The 17593-nt window shown below is 75.0% G+C and carries 15 protein-coding genes and 1 pseudogene; 9 read left to right on the forward strand and 7 right to left on the reverse strand.

Annotation, left to right across the window (positions count from 1 at the left end; all coding sequences use genetic code 11):
* Window positions 1-84: 84 nt before the first annotated feature.
* Window positions 85-1068, reverse strand: coding sequence for a hypothetical protein (locus IPL61_37175; protein ID MBK9036825.1), 984 nt, complete (start codon window positions 1066-1068; stop codon window positions 85-87).
* 361 nt (window positions 1069-1429) lie between these two features.
* On the opposite strand from IPL61_37175, the gene IPL61_37180 reads away from it, so the two are divergent.
* Window positions 1430-2434 (forward strand): hypothetical protein, encoded by a 1005-nt coding sequence (locus IPL61_37180; protein MBK9036826.1) that lies wholly within the window; start codon window positions 1430-1432, stop codon window positions 2432-2434.
* Window positions 2435-2451: 17 nt separating this feature from the next.
* Here the strand turns inward: IPL61_37180 and IPL61_37185 are convergent, their stop codons facing one another.
* Complete coding sequence (locus IPL61_37185) at window positions 2452-3966, reverse strand: hypothetical protein (GenBank protein ID MBK9036827.1); 1515 nt, start codon at window positions 3964-3966, stop codon at window positions 2452-2454.
* Between the two features lie 179 nt (window positions 3967-4145).
* Between IPL61_37185 and IPL61_37190 the strand changes: the two are divergent.
* Window positions 4146-6496: pseudogene (locus IPL61_37190) on the forward strand (ribonuclease H-like domain-containing protein).
* Window positions 6497-6579: 83 nt separating this feature from the next.
* Here the strand turns inward: IPL61_37190 and IPL61_37195 are convergent.
* A complete protein-coding gene (locus IPL61_37195; protein MBK9036828.1) occupies window positions 6580-8559 on the reverse strand; it encodes a HAMP domain-containing protein in 1980 nt (659 codons plus the stop codon).
* Between the two features lie 281 nt (window positions 8560-8840).
* Here IPL61_37195 and IPL61_37200 point away from each other — a divergent pair, with 281 nt between their 5' ends.
* From IPL61_37200 to IPL61_37210, 3 genes are read left to right on the forward strand one after another with little or no spacing between them, the layout of a single operon-like run.
* Window positions 8841-9542, forward strand: coding sequence for a hypothetical protein (locus IPL61_37200; protein MBK9036829.1), 702 nt, complete (start codon window positions 8841-8843; stop codon window positions 9540-9542).
* Complete coding sequence (locus IPL61_37205; GenBank protein MBK9036830.1) at window positions 9539-10048, forward strand: hypothetical protein; 510 nt, start codon at window positions 9539-9541, stop codon at window positions 10046-10048. The genes IPL61_37200 and IPL61_37205 overlap by 4 nt, the downstream gene beginning before the upstream one ends.
* Window positions 10045-10548, forward strand: a complete 504-nt coding sequence (locus IPL61_37210; GenBank protein ID MBK9036831.1) for a hypothetical protein — start codon at window positions 10045-10047, stop codon at window positions 10546-10548. Before IPL61_37205 ends, IPL61_37210 begins: the two co-directional genes overlap by 4 nt.
* A gap of 14 nt (window positions 10549-10562) precedes the next feature.
* Here the strand turns inward: IPL61_37210 and IPL61_37215 are convergent, their stop codons facing one another.
* From IPL61_37215 to IPL61_37230, 4 genes are all read right to left on the reverse strand, one after another.
* On the reverse strand, window positions 10563-11846 hold the full coding sequence (locus tag IPL61_37215) for a hypothetical protein (GenBank protein MBK9036832.1): 1284 nt from the start codon (window positions 11844-11846) through the stop codon (window positions 10563-10565).
* 263 nt (window positions 11847-12109) lie between these two features.
* Window positions 12110-12373 carry a hypothetical protein gene (locus IPL61_37220; protein ID MBK9036833.1) on the reverse strand — a complete coding sequence of 88 codons (264 nt, stop codon included), beginning with the start codon at window positions 12371-12373 and terminating at the stop codon, window positions 12110-12112.
* A gap of 790 nt (window positions 12374-13163) precedes the next feature.
* A complete protein-coding gene (locus IPL61_37225; GenBank protein MBK9036834.1) occupies window positions 13164-13826 on the reverse strand; it encodes a GNAT family N-acetyltransferase in 663 nt (220 codons plus the stop codon).
* Between the two features lie 43 nt (window positions 13827-13869).
* On the reverse strand, window positions 13870-14844 hold the full coding sequence (locus IPL61_37230) for a DUF2785 domain-containing protein (protein ID MBK9036835.1): 975 nt from the start codon (window positions 14842-14844) through the stop codon (window positions 13870-13872).
* 201 nt (window positions 14845-15045) lie between these two features.
* Here IPL61_37230 and IPL61_37235 point away from each other — a divergent pair, with 201 nt between their 5' ends.
* The 4 genes from IPL61_37235 (at window position 15046) to IPL61_37250 (ending at window position 17583) form a co-directional block, all read left to right on the forward strand.
* The gene (locus IPL61_37235) at window positions 15046-15783 is read left to right on the forward strand and encodes a hypothetical protein (protein ID MBK9036836.1); all 738 of its coding nucleotides are present in this window, start codon (window positions 15046-15048) and stop codon (window positions 15781-15783) included.
* A 284-nt stretch (window positions 15784-16067) separates the two neighbouring features.
* Window positions 16068-16658: a DUF1579 family protein gene (locus IPL61_37240; GenBank protein MBK9036837.1), complete on the forward strand. Its 591-nt coding sequence runs from the start codon at window positions 16068-16070 to the stop codon at window positions 16656-16658.
* A gap of 122 nt (window positions 16659-16780) precedes the next feature.
* Complete coding sequence (locus tag IPL61_37245) at window positions 16781-17236, forward strand: hypothetical protein (GenBank protein MBK9036838.1); 456 nt, start codon at window positions 16781-16783, stop codon at window positions 17234-17236.
* A gap of 44 nt (window positions 17237-17280) precedes the next feature.
* A complete protein-coding gene (locus IPL61_37250; GenBank protein ID MBK9036839.1) occupies window positions 17281-17583 on the forward strand; it encodes a hypothetical protein in 303 nt (100 codons plus the stop codon).
* The last annotated feature ends 10 nt before the right edge of the window (window positions 17584-17593 follow it).

Here is a 17593-nt window from a genome sequence, read left to right on the forward strand (position 1 = left end):
GACGCCGACGGCGGCGGTGGCCGCGCCGAGCGCGCCGGGGCACCCGGTGGTGGTGCCCGACGAGGGCGCGGCGCGGCGCGGTCGTCACGACCGCCCGAACAACCGCGCCCAGAAGCCACGCTTCTTGGGCGCGGTGGCCGACGCGACGCCGACGATCGCGCCGTCCGACACCAGGAACACCGTCGGCGACAGCTGCCGTCCGCCCTCGTCCTCGTCGTAGATGCCCCGCACCACCGTCATGAACGCGCCGATGGCCTCGACGCTGGCGACGCCGCGGGTCACCAGCAAGCGGCTCTTGGCCGGCACCGCCACCGCCAGGAGCTCGCACGCCAGCTCGGCGTGCAGCCGCCGCAGGAACGCCTGATCGAGGATCTTCTCGGCCGCGAAGTAGCTGTCGTGGACCACGCGCACGCTCACCGCGCCGAGCTCGAGCGTGTCGACCTGGACCTCGACCTCGGCCAGGTTGCGCAGCGCCCGCTCGCGCAGCGCCGCCGGCGGGTCGGCCTCGGGCGCGTCGCGCGTCATCATCGCGAAGGTGTTGGGGCGGTCGTGGCCGAACACCATCAGCGGCACGTCGGCGCCGGTCGCGTCGAGGCCGGTCGCGATCGGCGCGCAGATCATCGTCGTCGCCGGCTCCCACCCCGACGGCTTGAGCGTGAACAGGAGCGGCCCAGCGTCGCGCCCGAGATCCTCGGCAGCGCGCAGGAGCTGGACCGGCGACTCGTGGTCGCCGTACCGGAAGTACTTCTGCGCCTTGCCGACCACGTTCGTGAAGCCGCCGTCGCGGCTCAGCGCGAACACGAACGGGATGTCGCTCATCTGCCGCGGATCATCGACCCAGCGTCCGCCGAACTGCGCCCGCAGCACCGCGCCGGTGACGGCCGCGAGCTCGACCACCGCCGTGTAGTACCCGAGCTCGTCGTCGTCGTGCGCCGGCGCCGCCGGCAGCGTCGCCAGCAACGCCTCGAGCCCGTCCTCGTCCAGCGCCAGCCCGCGCTCGCCCATCACGCGCTGCGCGATCGTCGTCAGCGCGGCGTCGGCGAGGTCCGCGGTCGGCGGCCGCGCCACCGCCGATAGGTCGACCGCGGCGCCCGGTCAGCTCGGCGTCACACGCCGCGGCCGCGGTCACGAGCACCGGGTGCGCCGCGCCCGAGCACACGTAGCGGACGGTCGCGCCGGCGTACTCGCCGGTGCGCGGCAGCAGCATCCGGGTCAACGCGAACACGGTCGCCAGCGGCTGATCGGCGCCGACCTCGGTCGGCGTCCGATGGTCGGTCTGCACCAGCACCTTGGCCCCACCGTCACCGTCCGTGACGATGTCGATCGTGTCGAGCGAGCAGTACACGGCCCGACCGTAGCCCGGAATCGGCCGCGCCTGGCCGATGGGCCGCGCGCGCCGGGACGGGCCATCCGTGCGAAGGTCGGGGCCGTGTCCGCAGCACCGTTCTCGCCGCCAGGCCTGCGCCGGGTGTTCGCGCACCCCGACGGGCGCGAGTACTGGCTCCAGGTCGTCGACTGCCGGGTGTACGAGAGCTGGCGGGGCGCCGACCGGCGCGGCGGCGGCAACACCGCGATCCGCGCCGATGACGACGACGCGCGCGCGCACGCCCGCGCGAAGGTGAAGGACCTTTTCCGGCGCGGGTTCGTCGAGGGGGCGGCCGAGCCTGGGCTCGCGTTCGACCTCGCCGCCGACGTCGTCGCCGCGTTCCACGCCGACCTCGACGCCGCCGGTCGCCGCCGTCACGACTACCAGCCGGTCGCCGGGCGGCCCCACGTCTGCGCGCACCGCAACGCCTCGGTCGCCGAGTGGCTGGTCACGTCCGACGACCGCCGCCGCGGCGTCGCGCTGCGCAGCAGCGTCGCGCGCGCCGCGCTGCCCGAGGACCAGCGCCAGGCGATGGCCACGGCGCTGCTCGACGTCCTCGCCCTCGAGCGGGCGGCGATCTTCGCCGATGACCGAACGCCGGTGCGGACGATCGAACTCACGGCGCCGATCGGCCGCTTCACGCGGCTGGTCGTGCTGGCGCCGGTCGTCGAGAACGCGACCACCTGTCGCGACGTCAACATCGCCGACCACACCCTGGGCCGAAGCATCTACCGCGCGTTCCCGGCGTTCGCGTGCGAGGTCACCGCCCGGGACAGCGTCGCCATCGCCGAGGCGCGCTGCCGCGGCACCGGCGCGATCCCGTGGTCGCGCTGGGATCGGACGCCGCACCCGGTGTTCGACCTGGCGTACGTCAAGCGGCCCGGCGCGGCGCCGGTGTTCCTGGTCCACGCCCCGACCGAGCTGCCCCGCCGCCTCGGCGCGCCGGCGCTGGCGAAGCTGCGCGAGGCCGAGGTCCGGGTCCGGAACTACCGCGGCGACGTGCGGACGTTCGTGCGCGGCGACGCGCCCGACCTCGCCGAGCTGCGAGCCTGGCTCGGCGACGGGTGACCTCCGCGCGCGGTCGCTCAGCGGCCGGCTAGCGTCCGGCGCACGTCGACGTCCGGCGGCACCTCGGGCCCGCCGTCGAGCGGGGTCGGCACGCCGTAGTCGCGATCGATCCGGTTGCGCAGCCGGGCCTCGTCGTCGTACCAGCGCAGCTTGTCGGCGTCGTCAGGGCACGCCGCGCGCTCGGGCGACCCCGCGGGCGCGCCCCAGCGCAGCTCGGGGCAGTGGTACGGATCGAACGACAGGTCGAACAGCCGACCGAGGACGTCATCGAGCGTGAGCGTGTGCGCGACGCCGGTCGAGCCGAGGTACGAGATCTGGCAGGCCGCCTCCTCGCGCCAGACCGCGCGCAGGCTCGGCGCCAGCAGCGCGCGCGCGAGCACCGGCAGCCCGCGGACGTAGCCGGCGAGCTCGCGGACCGCGGCCTTGAACCGCGCGTCGCGCGACGGCGTCGAGTAGGTCTCCCAGTCGCCGTCGGTGCCGTAGATGTTGTCGGGCATCGCCTCCGGGTGCGCGCGCGCCGCGAGCCCGGCCGCGATCGCGACGTCGACGGCCTCGGCCCGATCGGCGAGGTCGCGGCACAGCGCCCGCACCTGGTCGCGGACCTCGGCGATCGGATCGATCGTGACGCCGTCCTCGGCGAGCGTGACGTGGACCCAGGCGTGGTAGCCGACCGGCTCGCCGGCGACGAGGCGGCGCGCGGGGTCGTACTGGGCGTCGGGATCGAACCACGGCAGCTCGGCGTTGGCGGCCTGGACCAGGCGCTCGGCCTCGACCCGCACCGGCCGGAAGCGCTTGAACCCGCCGCCCAGCCGCGCGGTGCCGATCGCGAAGGCCTCGCCGAAGCGCTTCCAGGTCAGGCTGCCGTCGGGGTGCCCGTCGATCAGGTAGACCACGCCGTCGGGGCGGACCTGGGCCACGACCAGGACGTGGCCGTTGGGGTCGTAGTAGATCGCGCCCGGCGCGACCGCGCGCCGATCGATCGCGACCGGGTAGAAGTCGCTGGTCTCGACCGCCGGCGCGATCCGGTACATGCCGGAGTGGACGCGGCCGACCATGCCGGCCAGGAGCGCGCGCGGCGTCGGGTAGGCCAGCCACGCGTCGTACCGGGTCGGCTCGATCGCGAGGGCGTAGCGCGGATCGGCCCCCTGGCCGGCGGTCCGCGACACGAAGCCGAACGGCAGGCGGCGCTTGAACGAGAAGTACGCGCGCAGCACGTACGGCAGATCGGCGCAGTCGACGCGCAGGCGCAGGTCGGCGTCGACCGCCGGCTCGTAGGTGAGGTTGATCGCCGGGTCGCGCAGGCAGGCGTCGAGCCGGCGGCAGCGACGCGCCTCGATCGCGGCGCCGATGGTCGCGACGAAGTCGGCGTACTCCTGCTCGAGGCGCGGGCTCCACTGGTTCACCGCCGGCCAGCTCTGGGCGATCGGGCGATCGAACGGCGACCCCGAGTCGGCGTGCGCCTGGTGGTCGCGCCCCCGGCACCCGGCCAGGAGCACGAGCCCGAGCATCGCCAGCGCGCGCGTGGACCGCATGGTCCAGAGCGCAGCACACCGCGTGCCGGCGCCACCGGGGACCGTGGGGCGCGATCCGCGCAGTCGGTGCGCGCCGCTCCCCGCGGCGCGCACGCCCCGCACCTCGCCACGGCCCGGCCGCCCGCCGCGCGCTCAGCGTCGCACCGACGTGGTGCAATGCCCGGCGCGTGGCCCGCACGATCGAAGACGAGTGGCTCGAGGGCTGGGATCCGACCCCCGGCATCGTCTCGGTGTGGGCCGACGGCGACGGCCTGGCGACGGTCTGGCGCCGCGTCGACGGCGCGCTGGTGCGCGAGCAGGTGCGGTTCCGGCCGTGGGTCGTGCTCGATCGGACCGAGGACCTGACGCACCTCGGGGCGCGGCTCGGAGCCGAGGGCGCGCGCGGCGCGACCGTGACCGTGCGCGAGCTGACGGGCCCGGGCGCGCTGCGGTTCCTGGCGCGCGCCGACGATCTCCCGACCTTGACCGGCGCGATCCTGCACGGCGCCAGCCGCCGGCTCGGCCGCGCGGTCACCCACCTGCGCGACCTCGGCGACGAGGCGGCGCTGGTGCTGCCGCCCGAGGAGCAGTACCTCGTGGCCAGCGGCCGCACCTACTTCCGGGAGCTGGCGTTCGCGGACCTGCGCCGGCTGCAGCTCGACCTCGAGACCACCGGGCTCGATCCCGCCCACGATCGGATCTTCCTGATCGCGGTGCGCACGCCCGACGGCGCCAGCGCGACGCTCGAGGCGGCGGCGCTCGACGACGCCGGCGAGGCCGCGCTGATCGCCCGCCTGGTCGCGACGGTCGCGGCCGCCGATCCCGACGTGATCGAGAACCACAACCTGCACGGGTTCGACCTGCCGTTCCTGGTCGCGCGCGCCCGTCGGCTGGGCGTGCCGCTGTCCCTCGGGCGCATCGGCCCGCCGGGGCTGCGCCAGCGCGGCGCGCGCCGCGGCGCCGCCGCCGACGGCGACGGCGACCGCCGGATCCGCTACCTGGCGCCGGGCCGCGAGCTGATCGACACGATGGACGCGACCCTGCGCCACGACTTCGCGACCCGCGAGCTGCCGGGCCACGGGCTCAAGGCGGTGGCCCGCCACCTGGGCCTGGCCGCGCCCGACCGCGCCCACGTGCCCGGCGATCAGATCTACGCCGTCTACCAGCGCGACCCGGAGCGGGTCCGGCGCTACGCCCGGGCCGACGTCGACGAGGCCGCGGGCGTGGCCGCCGTGCTGGGCGGCCCCGCGTTCGCGCTGGCGCGCCTGGCCCCGCGCCGGTACGAGCGCCTCGCCGACGCCGGCGCCGCTACCGGCGTGATCGATCCGCTGCTGGTGCGCGCGTACCTGCGCTCGGGCACCGCGCTGCCGGCCCACGCGCCGGGCGACGGCACGCCGCACAGCGGCGCGGCCCTGCACCTGTTCGCGGCCGGGGTCGCGCACCGCGTGGTCAAGGCCGACGTCGCCAGCCTGTATCCATCGCTGATGCGGGTCTACCGGATCGGCCCGGCCCGCGATCACCTCGGCGCGCTGGTGGCGCTGGTCGAGCGCCTGGTCGATCGCCGCCTCGCCGCCAAGGATCGCGGCCGAGCCGCGCCGGCGGGCTCCCGGGCCCGGGCCGAGCACGAGGCCATGTCGGCGGCGATGAAGCTGATCGTCAACTCGGCCTACGGCTACCTGGCCGCCGGCGGCCTGACCCGCTTCGCCGACGTCCACGCCGCGAACCAGGTCACGCGCCGCGGCCGCGAGGTCCTGGCGCTGATCTGTCGCGAGCTCGCGGCGCGCGGGGTGCGCCTGCTCGAGGCCGACACCGACGGCGTCTACGGCGCGGTGCCCGCGGGCTGGAGCGAGGCCGACGAGCGGCGCGCGATCGCCGAGGTCGCGGCGCTGCTGCCGCCGCTGGTGCGGCTCGAGTTCGAGGGCCGCTACGCCGCGATGCTGTCGCACGAGCCCAAGAACTACGCGCTGGCCGGCTACGACGGCGCGCTGACCCTGCGCGGCGTCGCGTTCCGCTCGAGCCGGGCCGAGCCGTTCGGCGAGGCGTTCCTGCGCGCGGCGCTCGCGTGCCTGCTGCGCGGCGACGTCCCCGGCGTCCGGGCGGCCTACCTCGACACCGTCGCGCGCTGCGCCGGCGCACCCTGGGCCCGTACGACGTGTCGTCGCAGGTCCGCCTGACCCGCTCGGTCGACGAGTACCAGGCGGTGCGCGACGGCCGCCGCGAGCTGGCCTACGAGGCGGTCCTCGCGAGCGACCACCCCACCTGGCGCCCGGGCCAGCGCGTGCGGGTCTACCGCACCCGCGGCGGCGGCGCCCTGGTGACCACCGATGACGACGGCCGCCCCGATCGCGCCGACCCGCGCCGCGACTACGACGTCGAGCACTACCTGCGCGTGCTGCGCGACACGTTCGCCGCGCGCCTGGCCCGGGCGTTTCGCCCCGACGACTTCGCCGCGGTGTTCGCCGACCCCGATCAGCTGACGCTGTTCGCGCCGACGCTGACCGACGTGCGGACGATCCTCACGACGATCACCGATGACGACGCGCCGGCGTGATCGCGGCCGGGCGCCAGCGCACCAGCCGACCCGCGCCCGGGTGAGCGTCGCGACCGGGCGTCGTCGTCGCGGCCGGCGCCGGCTCAGCCGCCGACCAGCGCCCGGGTGAGCGTCGCGACCCGGGCGTCATCGTCGTCGCTGCCGGCGCCGGCCACGTCGATGATCATGCGCCGGGCGTCGATCGAGACGGTGCCGCCGGCGATCACGAGGCCGGCGATCGCGGCGCGCACGTCGGCCGCGGCCAGGAGCGCGGCGGTCTCGTCGGCTGTGTCGGTGGCGATGAACACCGCGTCGTCGAACGCCTTGTCGCCGGTCTGCAGCTCCTTCTTGACGATCTTCTTGAACTTGTGGCCCAGGCCCTCGCGGGTGAACGACGCCACGACCGTCGACGAGTGCGGCAAGGTCACGGTCCAGGTGGTCCCGGGCGCCCCTCCGGGCGCGGCGCTGGCCCGGGCGACGGTCGCGCCGAAGCTGTCGGTGGGCGTGGCCCGGGTCGGCGTCGGGGCGGCCTCGGCGTCGCGGTCGCGCTCGCGCACCAGGAAGAACGTGGCCATCGGCCCCTTGCCCTTGACGTCGATCTCGCCCCGGGCCTCGACCTCGAACTGAGCGCCGAGCGCGGCGACCGTCGTCCCCGACACGTGGACCCGGCTGGGCAGGCCGTGCGACTCCATCCGGCTGGCGGTGTTGACCGTGTCGCCCCACAGGTCGTAGATGAACTTGTTGCGGCCGATCACCCCGGCCACGACCGGGCCCGAGTGGATGCCGATGCGGATGGTCAGCTCGAGCGTGTTGGTCGTGGCGTAGTCGGCGAGGGTCGCGAGCATGTCGAGGCCCATCCGCGCCATGCGCGTGGCGTGATCCGGCGTCTTCTCGGGCACGCCGGCCACGACCATGTAGGCGTCGCCGATGGTCTTGATCTTCTCGAGGCCGTGGCGGTCGGCCAGCGCGTCGAAGCGGGTGAACAGGTCGTCGAGCATCGCGACGAGCACCTCGGGCGAGGTCCGGGCCGACAGCGCGGTGAACCCGACGATGTCGGCGAACAGCACGGTGACGTCGTCGAAGCGATCGACGATCACGCCCTCGCCCTGCTTGAGCCGGGTGGCGATCGGCGCCGGCAGCACGTTGAGCAGCAGCCGATCGGAGGTCTGCTTCTCGGCCTCGAGCTCGCTGGTGCGGTGCCGGACCAGGCTCTCGAGGTTGTCGCTGTGGTGCTGGATGGTCTCGGCCATGGCGTTGAAGCTGGCGCCGAGCTGGCCGATCTCGTCCTTGCTGGCGACCCGGGTCCGGACCGCGAAGTCCTTGTCGGCGAAGCGCTTGACCGCGTCCGACAGCGCGATCACCGAGCGCGTCAGCATCGTGCCCATGATGATCGACACGACCAGCGCCAGCGCGATCACCGCCAGCGACACCTTGATCGCCAGCGACCCGGCCCGGCCCAGCGCCGCGCGCATGTCGGTGTCGGTGATGTCGACGCCGATGACGCCCGGGCAGCGGCCGCTCCCGTCGCGCGGGCCCGGCAGCGGCACGTACGCCGACACCGAGTGGACCTTGAACGCCGGGTCGTAGACGAACGTCGACTCCATCTGCGGCGTGCACTCGAGCAGCGCGCGCTTGAGGAGCGGCACGTCGGACACGTCGTAGGGCTGCGCGAAGTGCGACAGCTCGGGGTCGTCGGGCGCGCCGGCGAGCACGTCGGCGTCGACCACGAACCGCGGCTGGTCGGGATCGGCGGTCGGGACCAGCACGTAGACGTAGCGGATCAGCCCCGGCTCGGCGGCGCGGATCGCGTTGAGCTGGTCCGAGAGCCGCTGGTAGTCGCCGCCGGGCGCGCGCTCGACCGCGCGCACGGCGTCGGGCTCGAGCTCGGCGACCTGGGCCCGGAGCCGGGCGTAGGCGCTGGGATCGACGGTGCGCGCGCCCAGCGTCGCGATGTTGCGCAGGCGGCTGCGGAGCTCGGTGCGGAGCTGGCGCTCGACGAACCGGTACAGGAACAACGCCAGGAGCAGGCTGACCAGCGCGCTGACCAGGAAGAACGCGACCGTGATCTTGCGTCGCAGCCGCATGCCCCGGCTCGACGGTAACGCCGTCTCGCCCTCACAAGCAAGCAGCGGTCCGCTGCCGTCGCCGCGCCACCAGCCGTCCGCCGGCGTGCGCCCGGCCCCGCCGGCGTCCTGCGCCCCGCGCACGTTGGTCACGCGCGCCGCCGAGCTGCGCGCGCGGCCGTCGAGGACGCCCCGACGTGGCGGCGCGGGCCGATCGTGCGCGTCCAGGTCACGACGGTGACGGGCCGGCGACCGCCGGGGGCGCAAATTGACATCCGGCTCGCGCCTACTACGCTGTGCCGGTGCTGACCCGCGTCACCCGCCTCGCCCTCGCCCTCGCCCTCGCTGCCGCCACGACGGCCTGCGTGCGGGAGCGGGATTCGACCGATCGGTGGACCACCACCGCGAACACCAACGTCAAGATCGACTGGGACAAGGTCAACGACGCGTACAAGGCCGCCGACGGCCCGGCCGATCTCGAGCGACGGATCAACGAGCTCTACGAGGGCGACGAGATCATCAGCATCGCGGTCCACGACGTCGACGACGCCACCCAGATCGTCACCGGGTTCTTCGACAAGAACGCCGACGGCAAGGTCGATGAGCCCGAGCAGATCTTCACGATCCAGCGCTCGATCACCGGCGCTGGCGAGGGCCACTACCAGACCCACGGCTACGGCCACTACGCCGGCTACCACTCGCCGATGCTCGGCATCATGTCGGGCATGCTGATGGGCTCGATGCTGTCCAGCATGATGATGCCCGGCTACGCGCCGATGTACCGGCAGCCGTACACCACCAGCGCCGCCCGCCACGGTGAGCTGCGGACCAGCCGCTCGGGCTACCGGGCCCAGCACCCGGAGCGGTTCGCGAAGCGCTCGCAGACCGGGCGCAGCTACGGCGGCAGCACGGGCACCAAGCGCACCCCGCCGCGATCGCGCGGCGGCGGCCGGTTCGGCGGCAGCGGTCGGGACGCTCGCCCGCGCGTGCACCTGGCCGCGTGACCACGCCGCGCTCGCTGCTCGAGCTGCCGTTCGGGCCGCGCCCGCCGCTCGAGCTGCTGGGGCTCACCACGGACCGCGCCACGATCGATCTCGACTACGCCGGGTTCGGCTGGGCCCGGGTCGACCGGGTGTGGCTGGCCGGGCCGACCGCGACCACCGCGGTCGACGACGCGCTGATCGTGGCGGTGCACGCCGCCGACGATGGCCCGGCGCTCGCCGACGACGTCGTGCTCGAGTTCGCCTTGCCCGACACGATCGTGACCGCGCGGCTCTCGACGTTCCTGGACCGCTGGCTGCCGCGGCTGCCCGCGGCGCCGGCCGTCGTGCTGGCCCTGTGCAACCCCCACCACGCCGCCATGACCGCGCCGGCCGCGGCCGGCGACCGCCCGGTCCACTACGGGCTCGGGCCGGTCGACGCGTGGCTCGACCAGCGCCCGGGCGCTGACCGCCTGCGCCTGGCCGCCGCTGGCTGGCGCCAGGCCCACCGCCCTGGAGCACCACCATGACCGAGCTCATCCGCCGCCCCACCGCGGTCGTCGACGACGACGCCATCCGCACCTACGCGGGCATCTACGTGCTCAAGAAGATGGACCTCACGCCGGCCGACGGCTGCCTGGTGTTCCCGATCGGCCTGCCGTCGGACCTGACCCCGCTCGACGAGATCCTGATCGACCTGGCCACCCGCGGGCTGGTGGTGATGAACAACCGCAAGGATCGCTGGGACCTCACCAAGGCCGGGCTGGCGTACCTCGCGAACCTGATCGACGAGGCCACCGATCTGATCGACGAGTTCGACGACGACGAGCTGCCCGACGTCGTGGCCGAGCTGCGGCGCCGCAACCTCGACCCGCTGCGGGCCCGGTTCTTGTGGGGCTGGTACGACGGCGAGTTCGACGACCTCACCGAGTTCCAGCGCCAGCGCGGCGTGGCCGAGGTGCAGGACCTGTGGGCGTACTACCTGACCGACGAGGGCTTCTACGCCGAGCTGGCCCGCGATCTAGCGTAGCGGGCCGCCGGTGGTCACGGGATCTCGGCGATGCCCGCGTTGGCGAAGGTGTTGTGCTCCCACTGGCCGACCGTGGCCGAGCCCGGGTCGAGCGGCAGCGCCTGCGCCGACAGCGTCACGCCGTCCCAGTAGATCCGGAACAGCCCGCTGGCGCCGGCCACGACGGTCTCGGTGGTGAGCAGCACGTCGCCGACGATCGGCCGCCACACCTCCTTGGGCACGCCGAGGAGCCGGCCGGTGCCGTAGTTGACGCCGAAGAAGTTCTCGCCCGGCATCACCAGATCGACGTCCTCGACCGCGACCCCGAGGGTGTACGTCGTGTACGCGCCGGTGGTGTCGAACGCGTACAGGAGCCCCTGGCCCTCGGCGCCGGCGATGATCTTGCCCGCCAGCGGCCCGAACCGGGCCGGGAACGGCGGCACCACGATCATGCCCTCGAGGTGGACGCCGACCGCCGCCAGCATGGTCGGGGCGCCGGCCGAGGTGATGCGCCAGACCGCACCGAGGGTGGTCACGGCGAGCAGATCGCCCCCGAACACGCCCGTGCGGTCGATGTAGAGCGAGCCGCGCATGAGGCCGTGGCCGGTGCCCGGCAGCACGACCCACGGGTTCATGATCGTGGCGCCGTCGTCGGTGATGCGCGTGATCTGGCCGTCGAGCCCGTTGCCGACGAACAGGTCGCCGGTGACGAACCCGCCGACGTTGCCCGAGCGCACGGTCGCGATCTTGACCTCGTCGGTCAGGCCGCGCTCGCTCGAGAACGGCACGTGGGTGCCGTCGAGCTCGACCCGCTCGAAGTTGAGCGGCAGCCCGTCGGCGTAGTTCACCGACATCACGACCGAGTTGGTCGGCTCGTGGAAGTCGATGCCGATCGGGTTGTTGAACGTGGTCGAGATCGCGGTGAACGACACCGTCGGCGGCGGCCCGTCGTTGCGCGGATCCGCCCAGTCGCCGACGCCGTCGCCGTCGCTGTCGGAGGTGCCCTCGTCGGCGTCGGCCAGGCCGTCGCCGTCGCTGTCGAGATCCTGGAAGTCGGGCACGCCGTCGCCGTCGGTGTCCCGGGGCGCGAGCGGATCCCCGAGCTCGGTCGCGTCGAGGATGCCGTCGCCGTCGTCGTCGAGGTCCTGGAAGTCGGGCTGGCCGTCGCCGTCGAGGTCGCCGGTGCCGTCGACGCCGTCGGCGCGGCCGTTGTTGTCGGAGTCGGTGTCGCGGAAGTCGGGCGTGCCGTCGCGGTCGCTGTCGATCGGGCGGCGTCGCCGGGTCGGCGTCGCCGGCCTCGCGGTAGTCGTCGATGCCATCGCCGTCGGCGTCGGTGTCCTGGTAGTCGGGGACGCCGTCACCGTCGGTGTCGGTGGCCGAGGCCGCACCCTCGTCGGCGTCGGTGATGGCGTCGCCGTCGGCGTCGGTGGTCGGATCAGGGCCGGCGTCGTCGGGGGTGCTGCCGCAGGCCAGGAGCGTCACCAGCCCAAGACAGAACATCGTGCGTGGCAGCATGGGCCGAGGATATGCGATCGGACCGGGCGGGTGGCGCTCGATCACGTGCCGGCGGGGACGCGCGCGCTCACTTGCGCAGGATGAAGGCCTGCTCGAGCGTCGACGGGATCGGGCGGCCGGCGGCGTCGCGGGCCGGGTCGTAGCGGAACCGCCAGACCGCGTCCGCGGCCTGCTGATCGCGCCGCCGGGTCGACCCGCCCTCGAGCCGGACGCCGGCGACGTAGCCCTCGGCGTCGACCTTGACGATCACCGTGAACAGCGTGCCCTGCGCCTCGCTGCCGGTCCGGGTCGGCCAGATCAGCCGGGCCGGGCGCGCCAGCGACCGTCGCACCGCGCCCGGCGGTGACGGAGCGAGCAGCGCCGCGGTCCAGCCCGCGCCCGCGCCAGTGCCAGTGCCTGTGCCGTGGCCAGCGCCACCGCCGTCGCCCCCGCGCCCCCCTCGGTCGGTGGCCGCCGTGGACGAGGACGCCGGCGGGCTCGGCGCGGCCTCGGCCGTCGGTGCCTCAGCCGTCGGTGCGACGGACCTCGGCGCGGCATCGGTCACCGGCCCGGGCGCGGTCACTGGTTCAGCCGGGTTCGCGGGCGCGGCCATCGGCGCGACCGTCGCCGGCCGTCGGAGTCGCGGCGCCGCCCCGCGTGATCTCGGGCGACCGCCGCCGGGCTCATCGGCTGCGCGCGGGGTCGGCGCGGGCGCCAGCGCGACCGGCGGCCGGGGCGCGGCCACGGTCACCAGCGCGACCGCGGTCGTGGTCGACGCGGGTCGCGGCCGCGGGTGACAGCGTCCGGCGCGCGCCGCCGCGACCACCAGCGCCGCGTGCAGCACGAGCGATCCGGTCGCAGCCGCGGACAACCGACGCGCGCGCATCGCGCCAGTCACGCGCGACCCGCGCCGTCGATCTTCCCGCGCGGCCGCGGGCCGCTGACCACCACTGAACCCGTGCGGCCCGCGGCGCGCAGGCGCGACATCGCCCGGTCAGACCCTCGCGACCCTTCCGGGCGCGCCCGGCGGCGCGCGGCTCGGAGGTCTCGGCGGGGCGACCTCGCCCTGCCCTGCGCTCGTGACGCTGTTCGGTCGGAGACCGCTCGGCGAGCCCGGCGGCGCGCGGCTCGGAGGGCGGAGCTCAGCCGCTGAGCTGGTCGCGCAGGGTCGCGAACGCGCCGAAGCCGGCCGCGCGCAGCGCCGGCGTCACCGTCGCGAGGCCGCACCGGAACTCGTAGGCGGCGCGCGCCTCGGGCTGATGGAAGTAGCGCAGGATCACCGACAGCCCGGCCATCGGATCGACCTCCAGGCCGTAGATGCAGAACCCGGCCTGCAGCTTGGCGATGATCACCGGGTTGTTGCTGGGCGCGTGCTCGCTGGTGATCGCGTCGAACCCGAGGGCGCGGGTGTAGGCGACCGTGGCCGCGAGGATCTGGCGGTACAGGCCGCGGCGGCGGTGGCTGCGCCGCACGTTGGTGTGCCACATCCGGTAGAGCCCGCGATCGCGCTGCTCGCCCGAGAACATCGCCACGATCTCGTCGCCGGCGCGGACCACGGTGAAGTCGGTCAACGTGCGCGCCGCGCGGTCGGCCTCGAGCCCGGCCAGCCCCGCCCGGGCCTCGGCGGTTCGGGTCGCGTGCAGGTCGAAGAACACCTCGGGCGGGAAGTCGCCGCCGAGCTCGCGGTCGTGGAGCTGCCAGTACGCGGCGGCGTCGGCGACGCGCTCGAGCGTGTAGCCGGCGTCGCCGAGCGGCTGGAAGGACTGCGCGAACTGCGCGCGCGCGTGATCCGTGAGGTCGGCCATGCCGTGGTTGTAGCTCGGCCGCGGTCGCGCTGGGCGGGGGTGATCACCCGCCGCGCATCGCGCGCTCGAGGCGCGCGCGCAGCCGGGCCGCGCCGGGGGAGTCGTCGAACGACAGCGCGATGAAGCAGCTGACCAGCAGGTCGCGCGCGTTGCGCTGGGTCGCGTAGACGACCGGGTCGAACGGATCGGGCCAGCCGGACGCGAGCGGCGCCGCGACCGCCGCCAGCCACGCGTCGGCGGCGGCGTCGTCGAGGAGGTCGCGCCGCGCCACCGCCCGCACCGCCGCGGCCAGGCGCTCGTCCTCGCCGTGGCTGAACCGCGCGCCGTGGCCGCGGGCGACCAGCGCGGCCACGCCGCCCAGGAGCTGCGTCGCCTGGGCGGCCTGGAGCCGCGGGTGCCGAGCCAGGAACTTCATCCAGTCGGCGGCGTGGGCCGCGGCGTGGGCCCAGCCGGTGGCGCCGGTGTAGCCGCGCAGGTCGACCTCGCGCGCGGCGTAGGCGGTGGCCGCGTCGATCTGCGCGGCCACCTCGGCGTCGCTCCAGCGCGGCGCCGCGACCTCGCGCGCGACGATCACCGACGACACCAGCGCCGCGAACGAGCGCCCGAACACCGCGTCGCCGGGCGTCGGCGCGGCGGCGGTGCGCGCGACCAGGCGATCGCGCAGGCCGGCCACGGTGGCGTCGTCGAGGGCGGCGTCGGCGCCGAGCCAGCGCGCCAGGACCTCGTAGCCGATGCCGTCGCGGACCTCGGGATCGCTGGCGGCCAGCAGGGCCTCGAGCTCGGGCACCAGCGACGCCGCGGTCGTGCCGTCCGGCAGCGCGCCGCCGCCGCGGATCGCCCGCCACCACGCGCGCCGCTCGGACGTCAGCGGCGAGGTCGGTGCGGTCGACGCGGGCGCTGGCGCGACCGCGCCCGCGGGCGTGGCCGCCGCGGCCGGACACGCCGGCGGCGGCTGGCGACACCCGAGCGCCAGCAGCGCCGACGCGACGGCCGCCAGGATCAGCCTGGAGATCGACATGGCCTGACGATGCCCAGGGTCGCCGCGATCGCGCAAGCCAGCGACCGGCCGCGACCGTGCGGTGGTCGCACGTGCCACCTCGACGCCGCGTGAACGCGCGGTCACGCTCGGCGGCCGGGACACGGCCAACCCCGCGAACCGACGCCGCGCTCGCGCCGGCACGGCGACTGCTACCATCGCGTCCTGGGAGGACGCATGAGGATGATCACTGCCCGTCCGTGGCTGGCTGCACCGCTGCTGGTCGTCATCGCCTGCGGCGGTAGCGACGGCGGCAGCACCGACGTCGAGCCGACGCTGGTGTTCGCCGATCGCACCGATCTCGAGATCACCCGGCTGATCAACGCCGCCGGCGGCGTCGACATGTTCTCGGCCGAGTCGGTCATCGGTCAGTTCGGCGACACCTTCGACCCAGATCCGTGCCCGGCCATCACCGTCGCCGGCACGGTCGCGACGATCACCGGCGGCTGCACCCGCGCCGACGGCGTGCGCGTCGAGGGCACCGCCACCGCCGAGAACCCGCTCGGCTGGGATCAGCTCGACTACCGCTACAGCGACGACACGCTCTACACGTTCCAGCAGCTGTCGTTCGGCGACGCCCAGGCGACCCAGATCTTCGACGGCAGCCTGCGCCGGGCCGACGGCCTGACCACGTGGGACGCCGATCTGACGGTGACCTCGTTCGGCCTGACCATCCGCTCGGACCTGTACTACCACTGCACCGACCCCAACAACCCGCGCTGCGCGCTCACCAACAGCGGGCTCGAGCTCACCGGCGCCGGCGGCGCGCTGGCGTCGGGCCGGGTCTCGATCGATCGCACGACCAACCGTCAGACGATGGACTTCACGCTCAAGGGCCGCGACACCCTGACGATGCACTCGAACGGGACCTGCGTCGGCTGGCAGATCGAGGGCACCGACCGCGGCATGCCCTGCCCGTAGCGACCGCCGTCGGCCGCGGCGCTCTTGGTCCGAAAACCGGACGGCCGACCTGGGCCGACGCCGGTCCGGCCACGGCCCCGGCCCGCGCGGCGGCGCGGCTCGACCGCGCGCCCGACCGCGGCGGCGATGACGCCTGCCCGTGAGCGCCGCGCGCCCGACCGCGACACCGACCGCGACACCTCGATGCCCGCGCGCAGCACCTCCGCCGTGCGCGGATCGAACGCGCCAGCGACGGCGCGACCGGCGCGCCGCGCACCTGGCCGGTTCGGCCGTATCGTGGCGGCATGCTCGCCCTCCGTGTCCTGCCCGCGCTCGCGCTGGCGGCGTGCGCGACCGCCGCCGCGCCCGTCCCATCCACCGCACCCGCCACGCCGCCGGCGCCGACGCCGCCGACCAGCGTCGCCGTCGCGTGCGCGGCCCCCGAGCACCGTCAGCTCGACTTCTGGATCGGTGACTGGGCGCTGGTGGTGAAGACCCGGGCCGCGCCCGACGGCCCCTGGGCCGAGGCCCACGCCACCCAGCGGGTCGAGGCCATCCTCGGCGGCTGCGTGATCGCCGAGCACTTCGAGGCCGACGGCCCCGGCACGCCGTGGGCCGGGCGCAGCTACTCGATGTGGCAGCCCGCGCTCGGCGCCTGGCGCCAGACCTGGGTCGACGACCAGGGCGGCTTCCTGGCGTTCACCGGCGCCGTCGAGGACGGCGCGATGACGCTCTACGGCGAGCCGCGCGACCAGGGCGGCCACCGCGTCCAGATGCGGATGGTGTTCCTCGACGTCACCGCCGACGCGCTGCGCTGGGAGTGGCAGCGCAGCGTCGACGACGGCGCCTGGGACCCGCAGCTGGTGATCGAGTACCGGCGGCGGGCCGCGGGCTGATCGGCGCCGCGAGGTGATCGGTGGGTTGCTGGGGCATGCGCGCCGCCCGGCCGACATCTTCGCCCCGTGCATCTGTCCCGGGGTCGCCGCGGGTGGCCTCGCCGATGCGGTAGGCTGCCGCGATGATGCGCACGCTGGCCGCTGTCGCGGCCTTGTTCATGCTCACGGCCAGCGTCGACGAGGCCCGCGCCGACGCCGCGCGCTGGTACGGGTGGCAGATCATCCCGGCCGACGCCGCGGCCGACGCCGCGATCGTCGCCGGCCGCAACCACGGCGGCGCGGTCCTGGCCGGCGTGATCGTCTACATCGCCGGCGGGCCGATCGTCCACATGGCCCACGACGAGTGGAACCGCGCCGGGCTCAGCCTCGGCGCGCGGCTGCTCGGCCCCGGCCTCGGGGCGCTGGCGGGATCCGCGACGTGCACCGACGGCAAGGGCCGCGGCGGGTGCCTCTACCCCACGGTCGTGGGCCTCGCGATCGGCGCGCTGGTCGCGCAGATCGTCGACCCGGCGGTGCTGGCCTACGACGACGCCGGCGCCGCGGCGGTGCCGCTGGTCCGGTTCGGCGGATCGTTCTGACCGCGCTCGAGCGCCGCCACGACCAGGCGCTATGATGCGCCACCATGCCGCTCCGCCACTGGGCGTTCCTCTACACCGCGCCGGGGGCGCCGCCCGAAGGCGTGGTCTCGGTCGTCGAGACCCCGCAGTGCCGGACCGTGCTGGTCGGCGTCCCCGATGTCGCGACCGCGGTGCGGCTCGCGCCGGGCCTGGTCGCCGATGGCGCGCAGCTCATCGAGGTGTGCGGCGGGTTCGGCCCGATCGGGACCGCGCGCGTGCTCGACGCGATCGGCGGCGCGGTCCCGGTGGGCGCGGTCGGCTACGGCCCCGAGTCGGTCGACGGGGTCCACGCGATCTTCTCGTCGTAGGACCGAGGCC

It is taken from the genome of Myxococcales bacterium (genome assembly GCA_016717005.1).
In the GTDB taxonomy this organism is placed as follows: Bacteria; Myxococcota_A; Polyangia; order Haliangiales; family Haliangiaceae; genus UBA2376.